The 19,755-nt window shown below is 73.5% G+C and carries 17 protein-coding genes; 4 read left to right on the top strand and 13 right to left on the bottom strand.

All coding sequences use genetic code 11. From position 1 onward, the window contains the following. Positions 1–56: 56 nt before the first annotated feature. Positions 57–1,052: a hypothetical protein gene (locus tag ACIBJG_RS28290; RefSeq protein ID WP_399311595.1), complete on the bottom strand. Its 996-nt coding sequence runs from the start codon at positions 1,050–1,052 to the stop codon at positions 57–59. 270 nt (positions 1,053–1,322) lie between these two features. Between ACIBJG_RS28290 and ACIBJG_RS28285 the strand changes: the two genes are divergently transcribed. Continuing rightward, positions 1,323–2,249, top strand: coding sequence for an alpha/beta hydrolase family protein (locus ACIBJG_RS28285; RefSeq protein WP_399311593.1), 927 nt, complete (start codon positions 1,323–1,325; stop codon positions 2,247–2,249). Between the two features lie 67 nt (positions 2,250–2,316). Here the strand turns inward: ACIBJG_RS28285 and ACIBJG_RS28280 are convergent, their stop codons facing one another. The 5 genes from ACIBJG_RS28280 to ACIBJG_RS28260 form a co-directional block, all read right to left on the bottom strand. Continuing rightward, a complete protein-coding gene (locus tag ACIBJG_RS28280) occupies positions 2,317–3,774 on the bottom strand; it encodes an aldehyde dehydrogenase family protein (protein WP_399311592.1) in 1,458 nt (485 codons plus the stop codon). Between the two features lie 31 nt (positions 3,775–3,805). Beyond that, complete coding sequence (locus ACIBJG_RS28275) at positions 3,806–5,083, bottom strand: FAD-dependent oxidoreductase (RefSeq protein WP_399311591.1); 1,278 nt, start codon at positions 5,081–5,083, stop codon at positions 3,806–3,808. Then, positions 5,080–6,639, bottom strand: a complete 1,560-nt coding sequence (locus ACIBJG_RS28270; protein ID WP_399311590.1) for an aldehyde dehydrogenase family protein — start codon at positions 6,637–6,639, stop codon at positions 5,080–5,082. The genes ACIBJG_RS28275 and ACIBJG_RS28270 overlap by 4 nt, the downstream gene beginning before the upstream one ends. Beyond that, entirely contained in the window at positions 6,636–7,919 is a 1,284-nt protein-coding gene (locus ACIBJG_RS28265) for an acyl-CoA dehydrogenase family protein (RefSeq protein ID WP_399311588.1), read from the bottom strand. Before ACIBJG_RS28265 ends, ACIBJG_RS28270 begins: the two co-directional genes overlap by 4 nt. Positions 7,920–8,187: 268 nt before the next feature. Then, a complete protein-coding gene (locus ACIBJG_RS28260) occupies positions 8,188–9,465 on the bottom strand; it encodes a flavin reductase (protein WP_399311586.1) in 1,278 nt (425 codons plus the stop codon). 239 nt (positions 9,466–9,704) lie between these two features. Here ACIBJG_RS28260 and ACIBJG_RS28255 point away from each other — a divergent pair, with 239 nt between their 5' ends. Beyond that, positions 9,705–10,490, top strand: a complete 786-nt coding sequence (locus ACIBJG_RS28255) for an IclR family transcriptional regulator (protein ID WP_399311584.1) — start codon at positions 9,705–9,707, stop codon at positions 10,488–10,490. 51 nt (positions 10,491–10,541) lie between these two features. Here the strand turns inward: ACIBJG_RS28255 and ACIBJG_RS28250 are convergent, their stop codons facing one another. Both ACIBJG_RS28250 and ACIBJG_RS28245 read right to left on the bottom strand, forming a co-directional pair. Further along, positions 10,542–11,234, bottom strand: a complete 693-nt coding sequence (locus tag ACIBJG_RS28250) for a hypothetical protein (RefSeq protein WP_399311583.1) — start codon at positions 11,232–11,234, stop codon at positions 10,542–10,544. A 72-nt stretch (positions 11,235–11,306) separates the two neighbouring features. Then, the gene (locus ACIBJG_RS28245) at positions 11,307–12,248 is read right to left on the bottom strand and encodes a hydroxymethylglutaryl-CoA lyase (protein WP_399311581.1); all 942 of its coding nucleotides are present in this window, start codon (positions 12,246–12,248) and stop codon (positions 11,307–11,309) included. A gap of 64 nt (positions 12,249–12,312) precedes the next feature. Here ACIBJG_RS28245 and ACIBJG_RS28240 point away from each other — a divergent pair, with 64 nt between their 5' ends. Beyond that, complete coding sequence (locus ACIBJG_RS28240; RefSeq protein ID WP_399311579.1) at positions 12,313–13,506, top strand: CaiB/BaiF CoA transferase family protein; 1,194 nt, start codon at positions 12,313–12,315, stop codon at positions 13,504–13,506. A gap of 1 nt (position 13,507) precedes the next feature. After that, positions 13,508–14,149 (top strand): isochorismatase family protein, encoded by a 642-nt coding sequence (locus tag ACIBJG_RS28235; protein ID WP_399311577.1) that lies wholly within the window; start codon positions 13,508–13,510, stop codon positions 14,147–14,149. A 78-nt stretch (positions 14,150–14,227) separates the two neighbouring features. On the opposite strand, the gene ACIBJG_RS28230 is transcribed toward ACIBJG_RS28235, so the two are convergent. The 5 genes from ACIBJG_RS28230 to ACIBJG_RS28210 are packed head-to-tail and all read right to left on the bottom strand — an operon-like array spanning position 14,228 to position 19,695. Then, positions 14,228–14,959, bottom strand: coding sequence for a neocarzinostatin apoprotein domain-containing protein (locus ACIBJG_RS28230; RefSeq protein ID WP_399311575.1), 732 nt, complete (start codon positions 14,957–14,959; stop codon positions 14,228–14,230). Continuing rightward, entirely contained in the window at positions 14,959–15,618 is a 660-nt protein-coding gene (locus ACIBJG_RS28225; RefSeq protein WP_399311573.1) for a neocarzinostatin apoprotein domain-containing protein, read from the bottom strand. Before ACIBJG_RS28225 ends, ACIBJG_RS28230 begins: the two co-directional genes overlap by 1 nt. Further along, on the bottom strand, positions 15,615–17,498 hold the full coding sequence (locus ACIBJG_RS28220; RefSeq protein ID WP_399311572.1) for a hypothetical protein: 1,884 nt from the start codon (positions 17,496–17,498) through the stop codon (positions 15,615–15,617). The genes ACIBJG_RS28225 and ACIBJG_RS28220 overlap by 4 nt, the downstream gene beginning before the upstream one ends. Continuing rightward, complete coding sequence (locus ACIBJG_RS28215) at positions 17,495–18,682, bottom strand: hypothetical protein (RefSeq protein WP_399311571.1); 1,188 nt, start codon at positions 18,680–18,682, stop codon at positions 17,495–17,497. The genes ACIBJG_RS28220 and ACIBJG_RS28215 overlap by 4 nt, the downstream gene beginning before the upstream one ends. Next, positions 18,679–19,695, bottom strand: a complete 1,017-nt coding sequence (locus tag ACIBJG_RS28210) for a WxL protein peptidoglycan domain-containing protein (protein ID WP_399311569.1) — start codon at positions 19,693–19,695, stop codon at positions 18,679–18,681. The genes ACIBJG_RS28215 and ACIBJG_RS28210 overlap by 4 nt, the downstream gene beginning before the upstream one ends. Positions 19,696–19,755 lie beyond the last annotated feature (60 nt).

Here is a 19,755-nt window from a genome sequence, read left to right as displayed (position 1 = left end):
CCGCGCACGCGAACGGTTCGAAGGTGCCGCGAGCCGGGCTCGCGGCACCCGGGCCGTCAGCTGCCGTTGCCCGCAAGGGTCTCGGTGGTGCCGGCCGTGATGAGTGACTGGTAGTAGGAACCGCCGGGGTAGTAGGTCGCGGTCGTCGTGCCCGACAGGGCGTCCGACGCCCAGCCGACGGCCAGGGTCTGCAGAGCGGTGATGTTCTTGGCCTGCGAGGTGCCACAGGCCAGCGATGCGGCCCCGTCACTGCTCGCGCCCTCGGAGTCCACGTGTGATCCCGTGGTCAGCTCCACGCCGAGGAACGGCGCGTCGGGGTAGGCGTCCTGGAGCACGGTGGTGCCGGAGGCGCTGCTGTTGCACAGGTAGGGCGGCGAGGCGATGACGCGCACGGGGAGCGAGGTCGCCGACAGGCCGGCTAGCGAGTCCGCACTGTTCTTGCCGATGACGGACGTCACGGGATCGAGCAGTACGAGGCCCTTGAGGCGGGCGAACGCGGCCGGCGAGGTGACGCGCAGCCGCTCGGCGACGTACTCGACGGCCTCGCCTCCGGCGGAGTGCCCGGAGAACAGCACCGAGGTGGGCAGCGAGGTGCCGGTGCGCCCGGCCTTCGCCGCGGCACGCTGGTAACTGGCCGCGAGTGCGCTGGCCGAGCCGTCCGCCCCGCTGAACAAGGTCGCCACGTTGTTCAGGAACGGCTTGTTGTTGCCGATGTTCTGCAGCGTACAGCCGAAGATGTCCGCGCTGGGCAGGGTCGGGACGAACACCACGTAGCCGGCGGCGGCGTAGTGGTTGGCGAGGTCCGCCATGTTGGCGCCGGACCGTACGAATCCGTGCTGGAGCCAGATCAGGCCCTTGGCCGTACCGGACGGGAAGTACCAGTCGGCGTCCGGGTGGTAGGTGAAGGCGGCACAGGACACGTCGACGTCGGTCGACGCCGAAGTGACGCCGGTCGACGCCGTGTCCGCCTGCGCGGACGCCGGTACAGCAAGGGCCGACAACGCCACAGCGATGGCCGGCACGAGGATTCTCAGGCGGGAAAGCACACGCATGGAGGCCTCCGAGTACGGGGCGGGCGTTTCCATTGTAGAAACGCTGTTCCACTCCCGTGGTGAGGGAGATGACAGCGAAGACGCGCGCCGCTGTCAAGAGCAGGCCCCCGGATGCGCCCCACAATGTGCCCTGTGTGCCGTTCGTGACGTGAGGCAACCCGGAATTTTCACCGCGTACGGGCCGACCCCTGGCGCAGTTGTCCCCCTGAGTGGAACTCTGTTTCCCGACAAGGAACACCCCGAGTTTCCCCTCCCCTCATCGGAGAGTCCGTGAGAAACCGAAGAGCACGTCTCCTGATCGCGCCGCTGGCCCTGATCGCCGCCCTGTTCGCGGCGCCCGTGCCCGCGTCGGCGGCACCCGCGCAGGTGTCGGCGACGCCCACGGTCGCCATGTACCAGACCACCTACGGCGGTGACGACGCCGACGTGTACTACCCCTCCGGCGGAACCGACCTGCCGGTGGCCCTGCTGCTCCAGGGTGCGAAGGTGGACCGCGCCCAGTACGCCCAGTACGCCACCGCGATCGCCCGGCAGGGCTTCGTCGTCGTCGTGCCCAACCACTACCGTCTGATGATTGTCGAGTGGGAGCGCTACGCGGCCGAGCACCAGGTCACGCGGACGGTCGACTGGATGAAGGACACGAAGTACGACGAGTCCTCACCGCTGTACAAGCGGATCGACAGCGGAAAGATGGTGCTGCTGGGGCACTCCTTCGGCGGGGCCGCCGGGCTCGCCGCCGCCGAGAACTCGTGCAGCGCGGTCTTCTGTCCCGCGCTGAGCTTCAGCCTGCCGAGCCAGGTCAAGGCCGCGTCCTTCTACGGCACCAACAACGCCTTCCTCGGCATCTTCGCCAACATCAACAACAAGATCCCGGTGCAGCTGGTGCAGGGCACGGCCGATGGCATCGCGCCCCCGTCCGACGCCGAGCAGACGTACACCCACCTGAAGAACACGCCCAAGCAGATCGTGCGGGTGGGCGGCGTCAACCACTACGGCATCACGGATGTCCAGAGCCCCTCGCCCGCGGAGAGCGAGACCTCCCCGCAGTCCCTGACGCAGAGCCAGAGCATCGAGGTCGCCGCACGCTGGGCAGGCCGGTTCCTGCGGGCCCAGCTCGGTGACGCGGGCGCGGCCGACTACGTGTGGAACACCGGCGACGCCGCGGACCCGGGCGTGACGGTCACCGGCGCGCACTGATCCGCTCCCCCGGTGCCGGGACGGGTCCCCGTCCCGGCACCGGGTACCCGCCCTCCGATGGGCACGCTCACCCCGGCACCGGGTAGGCGCCCGGCGCCATACCGCCGCCGCCCGGCCGGAAGGCCGCGGGGGCGTGCACCACGCACGGCTGCGTGTATTCCGCGAGCCCCTCCGCGCCGTACTCGCGGCCGTGACCGCTGCGCTTGACGCCACCGAAGGGGGCGCGCAGGGACATGCCGGTGCGGTTGTGGGTGTTGACGAAGCAGAAGCCGGCGTCCAGCCGGGCGGCGAACGCGAACGCACGGTCCTCGTCGGCGCTCCACACCGAGGCACCCAGCCCCAGTTCGCCGGCGTTGGCCCGGTCGGCCACCTCATCCTCACGGTCGTAGGGCAGCACCGGGACCAGGGGGCCGAACTGCTCCTCACAGACCACCGGGACGTCGTCGCCGAGGCCGGTGAGCAGGAGCGGGGCGACGAAGTGGCCGGCCGACACATCGGTGTCGGGGCAGACCGTGCCGAGGGGTGTGGCACGGGCGCCGCGCCGCAGCGCGTCGTCGGTGAGCGCGGTGAGCCGTGCGGCAGCCGCCGCGTTGACGACCGGGCCCACCGTCACCCCGGGGTGCAGCGCGTCGCCGAGCCGGACGACCCGGTCGGCAGCCGCGGTGAAGGCGGCCGTGAAGCGGTCGTGGGCGCGCCGGGGCACGTACACGCGTTTCACCGCCATGCACACCTGGCCCGCGGTGGCCAGGCAGGCCATGACCAGCCGGTCCATGGCCTCGTCGGTGAGCGCCGCGTCGTCCAGCAGGATCGCGGGATCGTTGCCGCCCAGTTCCATCGTCGTCGGGGTGAGCGCCGCCGCGGCGAGCGCGCCGACCGCGCGGCCCGCACGCTCGCCGCCGGTGAACGCCACCTTGAATACGCCGGGATGGCCCACCAGGGCCGCGGCGGTCGCCTCGTGGCCGTGCAGGGTGTGCAGCAGACCCGGCGGGAAGCAGCCGGCCATGTTCCGCAGCAGGCCGTCCAGGGCGAGCGGGGCCAGCGGGGAGGGTTTGACCAGCAGGGCGTTGCCCGCCGCCAGGGCGGGGGCGAGTTTGAGGACGGTGAGCACCACCGGCGCGTTCCACGGGGTGAGCGCCACCACCGGGCCGTAAGGGCGCCTGCGCACCACCAGGCGTCCCTGCCCGTCGTCCACCTCGTGGTCGGCGAGCAGGGACGGGGCGGCGTCCGCGTACCAGCGCAGTACGGCCGCGGAGAACGCCAGTTCGCCGCGGCAGTCGGCAAGCGGCTTGCCGGACTCACGGGCCAGCAGGACGGCCGCGTCGGAGGTTCCGCGCTCCAGTTCTGCAGCGGCGCCGCGCAGCGCCTCGGCGCGCGGGCCCGGGGGCTCTGCCGCCCAGGCCCGGGCGGCAGAGCCGGCCGCAGCCACCGCCCGCCGGACGTCGCCGTCCCGTGCGACAGCCACCGAGCCGACCAGTTCGACTGCGCGGGACGGGTTGTGACGATCGATCAGTTCGTGGTCAGTCATGGCCTCTCCTCGGGCGGGCGCCGCGCACCGCTCAGGAGACGGGCCGCAGCGAGGCGATCATCGAGCTGCGCAGCAAGGCGCCGCGCGCACGGGCGGGGTCGGCGGCCGTGGCGCGCAACTCGGCGAGCAGCTCCGCCCGGGCCTCGGGGTCACGGACCCGTAGCCGTTCCCAGTTGCGGTGGGTCTGCGCGCCGACGTAAGTGAGGGCGCAGGAACGGCGGGCTTCGGCGGCCGCGTCGAGCGCGGCGTCCGCGCCGGGCTCGCCGTGGACGAGGGCCGCCAGCGGGGTGGCGAGGAGGACCGCGTCGTGGATGCCGCTGTTCATGCCCATGCCGCCGAGCGGATTGTTCACGTGCGCGGCGTCACCGCACAGCAGGACGCGGCCCTGCCGGAAGCCGGCGGCGACCCGCTGGTGCACCCGGTAGAGGCTGGCGTGCGCGACCCGCCAGGGACGTTCCGCGCCCATGTCGGCCCGCAGCCGGGCCAACCGCTCTTCCAGTCCGGCGAGTTCGTCCTCGTCCGAGGTTCCGTCCGGGGTGGGGAGGAGGATCCGCCAGTGGTCCGGGGTACGCAGCAGTACCAGCCACTCGTCGGGGTCCAGCACATAGGCGATGGGCGCCAGTCCGGGCAGTTCGGTGGTGAGGTCCTCGTCCAGGGAGGCGACGAGGAAGCGTTCGGGGTACGTCATGCCCTCGAAGCCGACGCCCAGGGAGTGCCGTACAGCGGAGTGGGCGCCGTCGGCGGCCAGGAGATGGCTTCCGCGTACGGTGCGCCCGTCGTTGAGGACTGCGGTCACCGAACTCTCGTCCTGACGGACGTCGGCGACCTTGCATCCGAAGCGCAGTTCGGCTCCTGGGAGTTCAGCGAGTGCGTCTGCCAGCAGGGGTGTCAGTTTGTTCTGTTCGCACTGCACCCGGTAGGGGTACGGGGTGTCCCCGCTCAGGACGGCGAGGTCGAGTTCGGCGACCGGCCCGGTGCGACGGTCCCGGTACTGGAACGTACGGGCGATCAGGCCCCGGGCGACGAGGGCGTCGGCCACGCCGAGGCCGTCCAGCATCTCCAGGGTCGGTGGGTGGAAGGTGGAGGCCCTGGACTCTGCGGCGAGCGCGTCCCCCGCCTCCAGGACGGTGACGGGCACACCCGCACGGGCCAGTACGAGCGCGGCGGTGAGACCGACGGGGCCGGCGCCCGCCACGAGCACCGGAGTGCGGACGGCCGGGCCACCGGGGGCGGCCCGCCGGGCGAGGTCGCGGGGGGCGCTTGGGCCGGCGGGATCCCGGGGGGCCGTACGACCGGTGGGGGTGCTCATCGTGTGCCTCCGCCGGGCGCAGGTGCTGGTGCTGGTGCGGGTGCGGGCGCAGGTGCTGGTGCGGGTGCGGGCGCGGGCGCGGTGTGCAGGGCGAAGCCGCCTTCGACGCCGGTGACCCGGCTGCCGGTGAAGTGCAGCAGAGTCTCGTCGGTGCCCTCGTCGACCAGACCTGACAGGCCCCAGGCGGGGCGCGGGGTGTCCATGTGGAGGCTGAGCACCGAGGAGCCGTTGACCTTGACCTCACCCGCCCGGATCCGGGCGGCCACGGCGAGGGCGGCCTCCTCGTCCTGTCCCGTCACGTATGCCTCCAGTCCGTAACCGGTGGAGTTCGCCAGCGCGACGGCCTCGTCGAGGGTGTCGTAGGGGTGCACGGTTGCCACCGGGCCGAAGATCTCCTCCCTGGCGTGCTCCTCGGGGACGCCCGTGAGCAGCACCGGGGCCAGCCAGTTGCCTCGGCCGGGGACCGGGGTGAAGGTGTGCTCCTTCGCACCGAGACGGGTGAGGGCCGCAATGGAGGTGCGGGCTGAATCCCGGTGCCGGGAGTGCGCGAGCGGCCCGTATCCGGTGGCGGGGTCGAGTGGGTCGCCGGTCCGCAGGGAGGCCAGGACCTCGCCGATGGCCTCCACCAGCTCGCCCTGGCGGGCGGCCGGCACGACGAGTCGTCCCAGGGCCCGGCACCACTGGCCGTTGAGGGTGGTGAGCAGTTCGGCGGCGATCCGGGCCAGGGTGGCGGTGTCGGCGTCCTCCATGACCACCAAGGCGTTGTTTCCGCCCAGTTCGAGCTGAGCCGGCTTCAGGGCGCGCCCGCAGGCGGCGCCGACCTCGCGTCCGGCCGCGGTGCCGCCGGTGAAGGAGACCGCGCGCACCCGGTCGTCGGCGACCAGTCGGGCGCCGGTCGCGGCGTCTCCGTGCAGGAGCTGGAGCAGGGCGGGCGGCGCACCGGCCGCGGTGAGCCCGGCGGCGGCGACCTCCACCATCAACTGCGTTCCGTACGGGTTGAGTTCGGGCGCCTTCACCAGCACCGGGCAACCGGCCGCCAGGGCGGAGGCCGCCTTGTGGGCGGCCATCGGGGCCGGTGCGTTGTAGGGGACGACACACAGGGCGGGGCCGAGGGCCTCCCGCCGTACGGTGACGCGGCGCCCGTCGGGACGGGTGGCCGTGGTGACGAGCACCGAGTCCCGCAGCCGGGCGGCGGCCAGCCGGAAGGCGCCGCCGAGGATGACGCCGAGGACCGCGGTCTGCGCGTGCGGCACCCCGCTGCCGAAGGTCTCGGCCAGGGTGATGCCGGCGGCCCGCGCCTCCACCGCACCTGCGGCGGCGTCGAGGGCGTCGGCCCGTGCGGCGCCCGGCAGCGTGGCCCAGGTGCCGGATCGGTGCACCCGGTCCGCGGCGTCCAGCGCGCTCTCCACCCGTGCGTCGGTGCTGGCCCGCACGGGGTCGAGGTTCTCACCGGTGACGGGGTTCTGCCGGAACAAGCCGCCGGGGAGCGGGCGGCAGACCCCCGGCCGCCCGTCGACGAGGTCGGCGACCGGCTCGGGGAGGAAGGGCGTGGTCATCGACCGCTCTCCACTGTCGCGAAGAGCGCGGTGGCCCGGTCCTCGGAGGCCATCTTGGCGACCTCCAGGCGTCCGCGCTCCGCGGGGAACGTCATCACCAGTCCCATGGCGAGGTCGCGCAGGGTGCGGCCGATGATCCCGTCGAGGGTGGCACCGGACGTACCGCACGCCTTGAGCGCGCCGAGCGCGACGTCGAAGCACGCCTCGGTGACGGAGCCCTTGCCCAGCCGCCATTGCCGGAAGACCTCCGGCTTGGGCCGCAACGGTGGCTCGGATGTCTCCAGTTCGAGCTGGCGGCCCAGCCACAGGTAGGCGGTCTCCAGGCGCTGGGTCATGTCACCGATGAGCACCTGGTGCATGGGGCTGGCGGCGATGGGGCGTCCGGTGTCGGCGAACGTCTTGGTGGTCAGGCGGTCCAGTGTGTAGTCGTAGACGGCCTGGGCGGCACCCGTGTACACCGCGGCGATGGCGAGTTGGTTGCCGACGAAGCTGCCCCGGCTGACCTGGAGCATCCGGGTGAAGGCGCCGGGGACGACGAGCGCGTCGTCGTCCGGCACGGTGACGCCGTCGAGGCGGATGCCGTGGTTGGCGCTGCCGCGCATACCGATGCCGTTCCACGGCTCACGGGACGACACGCCCGGTGCCTCGCGCTGTACGAGGAACAGGGCGAGGCCGTCCGTACCCTCGACGCCGTCCAGGCGGGCGGTGACGAGGTAGACGTCGGCGACGCCGGTGGCGCAGCCGAAGGACTTCTCGCCGTCGAGCCGCCAGCCGCCCTCGGTGCGGCGGGCGGTGGTGGCGATGGAGATGTTGGCGCCGGAGCTCTTGACGGACTCGCTGGCGAAGTTGCCCATCCACTGTCCGCCGGCCATCGCCTTCAGCACCCGCTCGGCGAAGGCGGTGACCTCGGGGATCTCGCTGTCCTCGAACAGGCCCGCGCGGATCGCCTCCAGGGGCAGCAGCCCGCGCGAGGCGCTGGTGTTGTGGAAGAAGAAGGCCAGGGCGGTGGACGGGCACGCGGTCCCCATGGCGAAGGTCGCGGCAGCGAGGTCGCGCAGTCCGCCGCCCAGGCCGCCGTACTCCTCGGGGACGACCAGACCCAGCAGCCCCGCCTCCCTCAGCAGGGCGACATGGCCGCGCGGGAACTCACCGGCGGCGTCGGCCCCGGCGGCGGCCTCGCGCAGGGCAGGCAGTACGGACTCGACCCGTCGGGCACGGTCCTGTTCCTCGGCGGTCATGACATCGATAAGACGCTCGCCTGTCAGACGTGGTGCTGTCATGCGTCGGCTCCTCGGCGGGATGGGTGGGCGGGAGGGAGGGAGGGGGCGGGGTGGAACGGTGCGCCATGCACGGTCCGCGGTGGTGCAGTGTGCGGTCCGCGGTGATGCAGTGTGCGGTCCGCGGTGATGCAGTGTGAGGTCCGCGGTGATGCAGTGTGCGGTCCGCGGTGATGCGGTGGTGCGCGTCCGGCGGGACTTTCGAAACACGCCCTAGAGACGGGCCGGATGGGTCCCGGTCCGCGTCGGGCCAACCGGCAAGGCGCCCCGGTCAGGCGGGGCGGCGGGGCCGGCCGCGCCGCACGAGGCGGTTCAGCTCGGTCCGGCACTCGGCGAGGGGGCCGGACTCGACCGGCACCCCTACGCCCATGCGGGAGCAGAGCAGCAGGAGCCGTTCGGTGTCCAGCGTTCCGTCGCAGCCCGCGAGAGCGGTGTCGAAGTGGCGGACGCCGCTCTTCATCGCGGTGAGCGCGTTGACCAGTCCGAGACCGTGGTCGTCACGCAGACACAGCCGCAGCGGGATCGCGCCGGCCAGTTGGACGGCGTCCTGGAGCAGCAGTCTCAGGTGCAACGGCGAGCTCTGGTCGGGCGAGGCCTCGCCACCGGTGTCCTCGGCCTCCTCCAGAGCGATCTCGTCACAGCCGGCCGCGCGCAGCGCTGCCACGAGGTCCAGCACACGAGGTGCGCGCGAGGGGCCCAGTGCGTCGGGAATACGGCCGACGACGGTGGCGGATCCGGCGAGCGCGGACAGCAGGGCGGGCACATCCGAGAGGGAAACACCCGGCCCTCCGGGGCGGTCGGCCACGGTGAACTCGACGGCGGCGGCTCCCGAGGCAGCCGCCGCTGCGGCCTCCTCGGGTCCGGGCACCAGGACCGACACCGGCGGGATGCGGTCCTCGGCGGCTCCGGCACCGGCGACCTGGCCGGCCGGCAGCCTGACCCGCACCCCGGCGCGGGAGAGCGCGTCGAGCAGGCGGGCGGTGGGCCGGCGGGGGGCGGCACGCAGCGCGAGCTGCACGGCCGACCCCACGTCGGCGACCGTGACCGCGTCCGGCAGCGGGTCGGCGATCTGGCCCCAGGCGCGGGAGTGGAAGAGGAGCGGCGAGACCAGCCGGGGCACGCGGGCGTCGACCACCTCGCCCACGAAGATGGTGTGGTCGCCGCCCGGGTAGGCGTGCCGGACCTTGCAGTCGACCCAGGCGGCGGCATCGGTCAGGACCGGACTGCCCGTGACCCGGGTCTCCCATCCGGCGTCCTCGAAGCGGTCCTTGACCCCGGGCTCCATGCCGGCGAACCGCCGGCCGAGGCCGATGTGGTCACGTCCCAGCACACTGACCGCGAACACGCCGTGCTTCTCGATCAGTTGGTGGGAGCGGATCCTGCGGTCCATGCACACCAGGACGAGGGGCGGGTCGAGGCTCAGGCTGCAGAAGGAACTGGCCGTCATGCCGTGACGGCCGAGGACCCCTTCGGTCGTGACAATCGCGACGCCACTGGGCCAGCGTGCCAGCGTCTGCCGGAAAGTGGACTCGTCGACGGCGGCTCGCATGGCGCCTCCCGGCGGTGTGTTCGTTGGGGTGTGGCATACCGAGCGGGTTTCATGTCGTTTCCTCTAGCGGAACGGTGTCACGATGAGCGTAACGACGGGCTTCATTCGGTGTCAATGCCGAACGGTGACAGCTCGGCGATCGCGTTTCCCTTGGGGAAATCCCGGCCCTATGCTGGGCGGCGGTCGGCGAAAGACGCCCGACCGGCCCCCCAACGGCCCGGCACCGCAGAAGGAAATCCGTGAGCGAGGAGAACAGCAGCAGGTCGATCGCCGCCGTCGAGCGGGCCATGGATGTACTCCTGCTCTTCGGCCGCAGCGGCCGGGCGGACCTCGGTGTCACCGAGATCGCGCAGGAGCTCCACATCACCAAGGCGGTGGTGCACCGCATCCTCACCGCCCTGCGCAACCGCGACCTGGTTCTGGCGGATCCGGTGACCCGCCGCTACGCCCTCGGCCCGGCGGCCATCTCGCTGGGCCGCGCCTACCTGGCCCGGACCGACCTGCGCACCATGGCGGCCCCGGAGCTGCGGCGGCTGGCCGCACAGTGCGGTGAGACGGCGACGCTCTCCATCCGGCGCGGGGACACCCGTCTCTACGTCGACCAGGTGGTGCCGCAGCAGGAGTTGCGCATCGAGGTCGCCATCGGCATCCCCTACCCGCTGCACGCGGGAAGCTCCTCGAAGGTGGTGCTCGCCTTCATGCCGGAGCACGAGATCGAGGAGTACCTGAGCCGGCACGAGCTGGAGCCGTTCACCGACCGGACCGTCACGGACCCGGCGAAGCTCCGCAAGGAGCTCACCGCCATCCGCCGCCGCGGTTACGCCACATCGGCGGGCGAACGCGAGGGCGGGTCCGTCTCGGCCGCGGCGCCGGTGCTCGGACACGACGGACACGTGGTGGCCGCGCTGAGCGTGGCGGGACCACAGTCGCGCTTCAAGCCCCGCATGGCCGAATGCGTTCCGCTGCTGGTGGCCGCCGCGGAACGGATCTCCGGCGAGTTCGGCCACCGCCCCGGCACCAGTTGACGACCCGGCCGGCCCCGTAGCGGGCCGGCCGGCCCCCCGTCTCCCGGACGGTCACAGGGACGCGCCCGGTTTGAACACGCCCAGCGCCGCCGCCACGAGCACAGAGCCCCAGATTCCCGCGACGTACGGCACGCAGCCGTTGACCGCGCGGCGCAGGACGTTCTCCGTCCCGGGCGTGGACCCGTCCCGGGCCAGAGCGGCGAAGGCCGCCCCGAAGGGACGCAGGGTGAGCCGGATACCGAGACCGCAGGCGATGGCCGTCGCGTAGAGCATCACCTTGGCGCCCAGCCAGTGCGGGCTGGTCGTGACACCGAACGGCTCGGCGGCGAAGAGCGTGTACCCGCCCACCCCGAGCAGGACCGCCGTCAGCCCGATGCGTACGGTCCAGTCGACCCGTCGCACCAGCGGATACCGGCCGGGGTGGTGGTGGTCGACCACCGTCAGCCACAGCCAGCACGCGGCGGCGCCCCAGGCGGCCGTGGCGGTCCAGGCGTTCAGCAGGGAGGCGCCATGCGGGTCGAGCGCCATCAGCGTCACCCCGCTGGGCAGGAACAGGACCAGGCAGATCTTCGGTCCCATATCGAGCACACCCATGATGCGCAGGGCTGTCGACCGGGCCTCGAAGCTCAGGTCACGCGCGAGCACATAGCGGCTGGAGACGTAGACACCGAGATCTCCTCCGAGCCAGAACACGAACAGCACGATGTGCAGCAGGACCCACCAGCCGTGCGGGTGCGCTCCCATGACGGTCCCTCAACTTCCTCGTGATGTAAGTGGATCGGTGGCGGACACGGCGGATTCCGGGGACGGCACGGCTCACTTGGCCGCCGCGGTGGCGCCGGGCGGGAAGCCGCCGGCGCGGCCGAGCAGAGCGGGCACCTGACTGCCGAGGCGGGCGCCGAGACCGCGGCCGATGTCCGCGGCGGCCTCGAGGTCGATGCCGGTGCTCACCCGCATCCGCTCCATCAGGTAGACGAGGTCCTCGGTGGCGATGTTCCCGGTGGCAGCGGGGGCGAACGGGCAGCCGCCGATGCCGCCGAGCGACGCGTCCAGCCAGCTCGCGCCGGCGTGCAACGCGGCCACGGCGTTGGCGTAGCCCGTGTTCCGGGTGTTGTGGAAGTGGCAGCGCAGCGTGGTGCCCGGAGCGACTTCGGCCGCCCCGTGCAGCAGCCGGGTCACGGCGTCCGGGGCCGCGACGCCGATGGTGTCGGCGAGCACCACCTCCGCCGCGCCGGTCAGCGCGCCCCGCCGGGCCAGTTCCACCACGCGTTCCTCGGGCGTCTCGCCCTCGAAGGGGCAGCCGAAGGCAGCGGCGATGGTGAGCGAGGGGGCCACACCGGCCGCGTGGGCGCGTGCGGCAACGGCCTCCCAGGCCGCGAAGGCGTCTTCCGTGCCCACTCCCTGGTTGCGGCGGCAGAAGGTGTCGCTCGCCACCACGACGCAGTTGACCTCGTCCACGCCACTGCCCAGCGCGCGTTCCAGGCCGCGGAGGTTGAGCACCAGTCCGGAGTAGCTCACCCCCTCGGTGCGGGGCACGAGCGCCATCACCTCTTCGGCTCCCGCCATCTGCGGCACCCGGCCGGGGTGGACGAACGCCACCGCCTCCACCCGCCGCGCGCCTGCGGCGACGGCTCGGGCGATCAGTTCGGCCCGCTCGGCGGGCGTCAGGATCTCGGACTCGTTCTGCAGCCCGTCACGCGGGGCGACTTCGACGATGCCGACGGCGGACGGAGCCGCCTCGGCTGCTCTGCTTTCCATGTCCCTCATTCTGCCTGCCCGGTTCCTCTGGCGGAACAGCGTTTCCCAAATCTACACTCGGCACATGACTGGACCCCTCTCCGATATCCGCGTGGTGGAGACCGGCACGCTGCTGGCCGGCCCGTTCTGCGGTCAGTTGCTCGGCGACCACGGAGCCGAGATCGTCAAACTCGAAGACCCCGGCCGCGGCGACCCGATGCGCCAGTGGGGGCGCGAACGCCCCTACGGCACCTCCCTGTGGTGGCCGGTGGTCGCCCGCAACAAGAAGTCGGTCACCTGCAACCTTCGCCATGCCGAAGGCCAGCGCTTGGCAAAGGAGTTGATCGCCACAGCGGACGTGCTGGTGGAGAACTTCCGCCCCGGCACCCTGGAGCGCTGGGGGATGGACTACGCGACACTCTCCGCCCTGAACCCCCGCCTGATCCTGGTCCGCGTCACCGGCTACGGTCAGACCGGCCCGTACGCCCCCCGGGCGGGCTTCGGCTCCATCGGCGAGGCGATGGGCGGCATCCGGCACATCACCGGAGAGCCCGACCGGCCCCCGTCGCGCACCGGGGTCTCCCTCGGCGACGCCCTGGCCGGCACGATGGCGGCCTACGGCGCGACGATGGCCCTGCATGCCCGGGAGCGCACCGGACGCGGCCAGGTCGTCGACTCCGCGCTCTACGAGGCGGTGCTCGCGTACATGGAGTCGCTGATCCCGGAGTGGGAGATCGGCGGCTACCGGCGCGAACGCACCGGCGCGGTCCTGCCCAACGTGGCCCCCAGCAACGTCTACCCGACGGCCGACGGCGCCGATGTCCTGATCGCCGCGAACCAGGACACCGTGTTCTCCCGCCTCACCGAGGTGATGGGACGTCAGGACCTGGCGGCGGACGAGCGGTACGCCACCCACAGCGCGCGCGGTGCGCACCAGGTGGAGCTGGACGTGGTGATCGCGGAGTGGACCGGACGCCAGAAGGCCGAGGCGCTGCTCGCGGCGCTGCACGAGGCGGGTGTCCCGGCCGGGCGGACGTACACGGCCGAGGACATGCTGACCGACCCGCACTTCGCCGCGCGCGAGGCCATCGTCCGGATGCCGCACCCCGACTTCGGGGAGATCCCCATGCAGAACGTGGTACCGCGGCTGTCCGACACACCGGGCAAGGTCCGCTGGGCAGGCCCCGAACTGGGCGCGCACAACGAGGAGATCTGGGGCGGCGTGCTCGGCCTGGACGAGGCGGAGCGCGCCCGGCTGGCCGCGGACGGAGTGATCTGAGGTGGCAGGCCGGCTCGACGGCGACTACGCGGCGGCCGGCTTCGGCCGCCGCGTGGGCTGGGGCGAGCGCCCGGCGCTCCTGCTCGTCGACGCGGTCCGTGCCTACGCCGAGCCGGACTCGCGGCTGTGGCTGGAGACCGCCGACGCGGCTCTGAGCGCCATGGCGGCCCTGGCCTCGGCGGCCCGCGCGGCCGGGGCTCCGGTGGTCTTCACCGCCGTCCACTACGACGGCGACCCCGCCTTGGACGTGCCTCACTTCCACCGCAAGGTGCCGGGCCTGGATGCCTTCCGGGCGGGCAGCCCGTACGCGGGCTTCACCCATGCCTGCCGGCCCGAGGAGGGCGACCTGGTGGTGCGCAAGCACTACCCGAGCGCCTTCTTCGGCACCGGCCTGCACCGGATGCTCGCCGATCGCGGCGTCGACACCGTGGTCGTCGGCGGCTTCTCCACCAGCGGATGTGTGCGGGCCAGCACGCTGGACGCGCTCCAGTACGGGTTCCGGCCGCAGGTCGTACGGGAGGCCTCGGCCGACCGTGACCCGGAGCCGCACGAGGCGAATCTCTTCGATCTGGACTCCAAGTACGCGGATGTGATCGCCCTGGACGATGCCCTCGCCCGGCTCGCGGCACACGGCCCGGGCTGACGGGCCATTGCGCTCGTACGTCCGCCCCCGTGACGCCGAACATGTCATGGGGGCGGACGTACGAGCGGGAGGTGCCGGTCAGTCGCGCCGTCGGCGCGGCATCAGCAGCAGGGCCGAACCGCCGCAGAGCACCAGCGTCGCGGCGGCCAGCAGGCCGACCGGGATTCCGTCGATGCTCCCGGTGTGGGCCAGGCTGTCCTCGGTCCCGGACGCACCGCCGGCCGACGTGTCCGACGAACCCCCGCCGGAGGAGGCGGAACCCCCGCCGGAGGAAGCGGAACCGCCTCCCGAGGAAGCGGAATTCCCACCGGAGGAAGCGGACGACGCCGTGGCGGAAGGGCTCGGGCTCGTCGACGGAGTACCGCCGCCGGCCGACACCGTGAGCGGCACCTGGACCATTTCCTTGGTCGCGGTGATGAAGACGGCGATCACGCAGGCTCCCGGCGCCTGCGTGCAACTCACGCCGCCCGCTTTCGCCTTGATGGTGATCTTGACGCTGGTCGCGTTGTCGGACGAGGCGTGCCAGACACCGGAGGCATCGGTCTTGCCGATGTGGGCGGAGTCGGCCGAGGTCTCGCAGTCGGTGGGCCCCGTGGGAGTCGGCTTGCACAGGCCGAGCGGCGCGAAGCCCTGGCTCGCGCTCAGTCCCTTCGCGGACACGGTGACGGTGTCACCGACCGCGAGTCCGGTGGTCTTGCTGACGTTGAGCACGCCCGCGGCGGAAGCCGTCGGGGCAGTGAGGACGGCGGTGGCGAACGCCACCGCGCCGGCACAGGCCAGTGCTGTGGACCGGCGGAGCACGGTGCGCATCAGGTGGTACCTCCAGAACGGGAGAGGGGGAAGGGCTTCGGGCGGAGCGGAAACCGCGACAGGCCGGCGCAGAGCACGACCACGGACAGACAGGCCGCCCACAGCCCCGTCGACGGACCGCCCCAGCCGGAGCCGGAGCCGCCTGTTCCGGTGGCCGCCGCCCGCGCGTGTCCGACACCGGACGGCTCGCCGGTGACGGTGCCGCCCTTCAGGCCGATCGGGATGTCGACGGTGTTGGGCGGGCGCAGCGAGGCCGGTGTGCCGGCGGGCAGCGGGGAGACTCCTACGACGCACTGGGTGGTACGGCAGTCGGTGCCGGCGACCGTGCGGTGCACGGTGAGCGTGACCTTCGGCAGCCGCCCGTGCGCGTCGATGTTGACCAGGGCGGCGCCTCCGGTGAGGTCGCAGTCCTTGTTGTCGCGGTAGCCCTTCTTGCACAGGCCCACCGCGACCGAGGTGAGTCCTGGCCGGAATCCCTCGCCGGTGACGGTGATGTGTCCGCCCTCGACGAGTCCGGTGGCCCTCGAAACCGTGACGGTGGCGCCCGCGTCCGCGGCGCCCGCCGCGGCGGCCGGCCCGAACAGGGGGATCAGCAGCGGGCCGCAGGCAGCCGCCGCCGTGGCGGCGCGCCGGGCACGCGACCGGGCGGAGTGGGTCATGCCGGTTTCCTTTCGTGTGAGGCCGTTCCGTCGACCACGGCCGGCCCGGATGGCGGCGCGTCGGTGGAGGCGGGACGGCGGCGGGACCGGGCGGGGCGGGAGGGTCGGCGCTCCGTGAGATCGATCGACCGGCCTCCGAGCAGCGTCGCGGCGCTGCCGGAGGTGGCCACCAGCACCACGGTCCCCTGGCCGGCGATCCGTCGTACGAGAGAGGCCAGTTGGGGGTCGTCGGCGAGGGCCGCGGCAGTCGGGGCGCTCAGGTCGAGCAGCAGCAGCCGGGGCCGGGCCAGGAGCGTCTGCGCCAGCCCCAGCACACAGCGCTCGGCGGGTTCGAGCTCGGCCGGGGGGTCGTCGAGCCTCTCGTGCAGCGCCGGGAACGCGGCAAGTGCACTCTGCTCCAACTCCACCGCACGGGCCGGTCCGTGGCGCTCGGCGGCGGCGCGCAGTGCCTCGCGGACCGTACGGCCCGAGGCGATCTGCGGCAGCACGCCGACGCCGGTGGCGTTCACCGGGTCCACGGCCGCCGACAGGCCGAGCAGCCAGCGCGAGCGTGGGTTCATCCGCCGTACGTCCTGGCCGTGCAGGCGGACGCGGCCGGCGGCCGGCCGGTCCAGACCCGCCAGGGCCCGCAGCAAAGCGACCGCCCGCCGGCCCGACCTCTCGTCGCGGAGCACCAGTACGTCGCCCGGCGCGGCGGCCAGGCACAGCCGCCGGATCTCGGTGTGACCGCCTCTTCGTACGGTCAGGTCCTGCACCCGCAACAGAGGTTCGTCCGCCGCTTCGGGCGCGGGCTCCCGGGCGGCGCGGGTCAGCAGGACGGTCCCCACCAGGGGCGGCAGGGCGCACAGGACGAGCGCGTCACCGGCATCCAGGGCGCCGCGCAGGCCGGACAGGGTGCCGATCCCGGCCAGCGCGCCCAGCAGGACCCAGCCGGCGTCCGCGTCGAAGCGACGGCCGGTGAACGCCCGGTCCAGCAGACGGCCTGCGAGCGCGGCGCAGCCGAGGAGGGCGCCGAAGGAGACGGCAAGCCGTTCCGGACCTGCCGCGGTGGCCAGTGCGAGCAGGGCCGCGCCGGCACCCGCCAGGAGCGTTGCGGCTCCCCGGCGGGCGTCGGTGGCGGACACACCGTCGGCGGGGAGGCGGAACAGCAGGCACAGCAGTGCGGCTCCGGCGGCGGCCGCGGCGAAGTACGTGGCCTGCTGCGCACCGAGCAGTTCGAAACGGAAGGTGAGGAAGTCCTGGGTGGCCAGGGCGCCCGCCCCGGCGGCGAAGCCGACGGCGGCATGGGGGAGGCGAGCGGCGTGGGAGGCTGTTTCGGGGAGGCCCGGGGCGGGTTCCGGGACCGGGTCCTGCACGGCCCCGGACAGGGCCACCGGTGCCAGAACCAGCACACCGGCCGCCGCGCACAGCAGCAGGGCGCGCTCCGGCCGGTCCGGGAGCAGCCACACGGCCGCGCCGCTCGCGGCGAAGCCGGTCAGCGCCGCCGGGTACCAGGCTCCGTGGGTCCGCAGGCCGAAGGCGGCGGAGCCGAGGGGCGCGGCCAGCAGGACCGCCCCGCAGAACACGGCGACGTGCGGCACGGCGCCCGCGAGGACCGCGAGCAGACAGGCCGCCAGCGCGCAGCGGGCGGCGCCGCGCGGATGACCGCCGCAGCGGGCGACGAGGCGCCGGGTCAGCGGCAGCCCGGCCAGGGCCAGGAGGGCGCCGGTGAGCAGGACGTAGCGGACGGCGGCACCGGGCATGCCGAGGATTCCGCCCAGTTGCTGGGCGCCGAGCACGAGACCGCCGGTCACCAGCCCGGTGGCGGCTCCCGCCGCGGCGGCGTGCGCGGCGGCGTGCGCGGCGGGAGGAGGCCGGTGCGTGAGGGAGAGCCGGTTCACGTCCGCCTCCCGGCCTCGGTGGCCACCGGCGCGACACCCTGCGGAGCGGGAGGCGGGGCCGATGCCAACAAGGCTTCCAACGTGTCCAGTCGTACGGGATCGATGAGGGCGGGCCGGCCCGCGAGGCGGCGCAGCAGCCCTTCCAGGCCGAGGGGCTCGGCCCGGGCCGCCGGGTCGTCGGGACGGGCGGGGGCCGCGGGCAGCATGGCGAGCATCGAGTGGAGTCCTTCGGCTGTGACCGGGACCGCCGCCGGGGCGGGGAACGTGGCGGGGGCGGGCGGCGGGACCGGGGCGGGCGGCCGGTTCCGGCGGCGGCGGATCGCCCAGCCGGCGGAGAAGACGGTGAGCAGGACCGAGGCGCCGGCCACGGAGATCAGCCCCCAGGGGTAGAGGTCGGTGGTGACGACGAAGGACCGGGAGTCGTAGCGGCCGCCCACCGAGTAGCGGCCGAAGGAGGCCAGTGGCATGGCCACCGGGACGCGGTAGGTGGCCTGCTCCCCCGGCTTCAGCGGGGAGGTGAGAGGGGCGGCGACGTCGGTGTCGATGCTGCTGCCCCCGCCCCAGCGCACGATGAGCGGGGTACGGCCGAGCGTGGCGGTACCGGTGTTGCGGACGGTGACGACGAGGGTGCGGTGAGGGCGTCCTCCGAATAGCTCGGCGAGGCCGCCGTCCCCGGTCAGTTCGGCGTCGACGACGGCCACTTGGGGGGTGTTGGTGCCGGGAGCGGGCACCACACCCTCGGGGACGTCGGCCACCTCGATGTCGGTCGTGGCGCTGCGGGCGTTCTGGCCCGCCCCTGTGGTGGCACGGAGTACGCACGGACAGTCGGCGGGCGGGGCGCCCACCAGGAGGGTCAGTCTGAAGGTTCCGTCGGCTGCGACCAGGGCGACCGCGCCGCGGGTGGTGTCGCAGTCGGAGCTGCCGTGGACGGCGCGCAGCCCGCACACCTCGGTCTGCACGGTGGCCCCGACGGGCCAGTCCGTGCCGCCGACCGTGACGGGACGGCCGGGGACCAGCCGCCCGGTGTCGGTGGTGATCGCCGGCCGGGCAGCGTCCGGCCCGTCAGCCGCCACCGACGGGCCGGCGGTCAGGGCGACGGCGAAGACGGCCGCGGCGAGGGCGCCGGGAAGCGGGGAGAGCAGGCGGTGGGCGGCCGGCGGTGCCACGGCCCATCGAACGGTCATACGTGCTCCAGCGCGAGGGTGCGGCGACGCCGGCGGAGCTGGGACAGCCCGGCGACGACGAGGGCGGCGGCTACGGCCACGGCGCCGAGCGTGGGCCAGGACAGGGCCAGGCGGTTGACGCGGGCGGTCGTGTCGGGCGTCCCGGTCGCGGAGACCGTGACCTTCGCGGTGAGCAGGTCGACGGGCGGGGATCGGCCTGTGTCGAGGGTGAGTTCGGTGTGCTGGCCGGGCAGGATCAGCGGCAGGGACCGGGTGCGGGCGGCGACGGTACGGCCGAAGAGGCCGGTGACCGCGATGGCGGCCTTGCCCTGCACCGGGGTGTTTCCGGTGTTGGTGACGGTGTAGTGGACGGTGGCACGACCGGCCTCGAAGGGGGCGTCGCCGGACGTCTGGTCGAGGCGGACCCCGCTCACCGAGAGGCCCGGGGTGAGCGGTCCGGAGACGGTGAGCTCCAGGCGGACCGCGATGGCCCGTTGGATGCTGACGTCCACACCGGAGTCGGTGGTGCCGGCGCCTCGCAGGGCGTTGTCGAGGGCGATGACCCCGCCCGTGTGGGTGCCGGGGGTCGCGTCGCGGGGAACGGTGACGGTGAACGGGATGTCGGCGGCACGGCGCGCGGGGATGACGAGGGCGTTGGTCCGCAGCTTCACCCACGCGCCGATGGCGCGCTGGGCCTCGCCTGCCTGGCGGTACGCGAGCCCGCCGTCGCGGGGGGTGTTGTAGGCGTCGGCGCCGTACACCTGGAACGAGATCGGCTCGCCGGAGAGGTTGCTGACGCGCACCGAGTCGCGGATGACGGCGCCGGGCGGTGCGTCCAGCTGGAACACCAGGCGTCGGGCACCGCCGGAGCCCTTGTCCGTGGGCTGTACCGACCACGCCTGGGCCTTCCCGTCCGTGCCGGCCGTGGCCGCGGCCTCAGGTGCGAGCAGCCAGCCGGCCAGGGCGGTGAGCACCGCGAGCACGGCGAGCGGGACCGAACGGGCGGCCACGCGGCCGCGGGCGGTAGGACGCATCGGTCTGTCAGATCCTCCGGACGGCCGCGGACCCCGGAGTACGGGGCCCGCGGCGGGCTG

It is taken from the genome of Streptomyces sp. NPDC050422 (assembly GCF_044458665.1).
Classification (GTDB): domain Bacteria; phylum Actinomycetota; class Actinomycetes; order Streptomycetales; family Streptomycetaceae; genus Streptomyces.
Note: the sequence above shows the minus strand (reverse complement) of the source record. Positions and strands in the feature narration are given on the sequence as shown.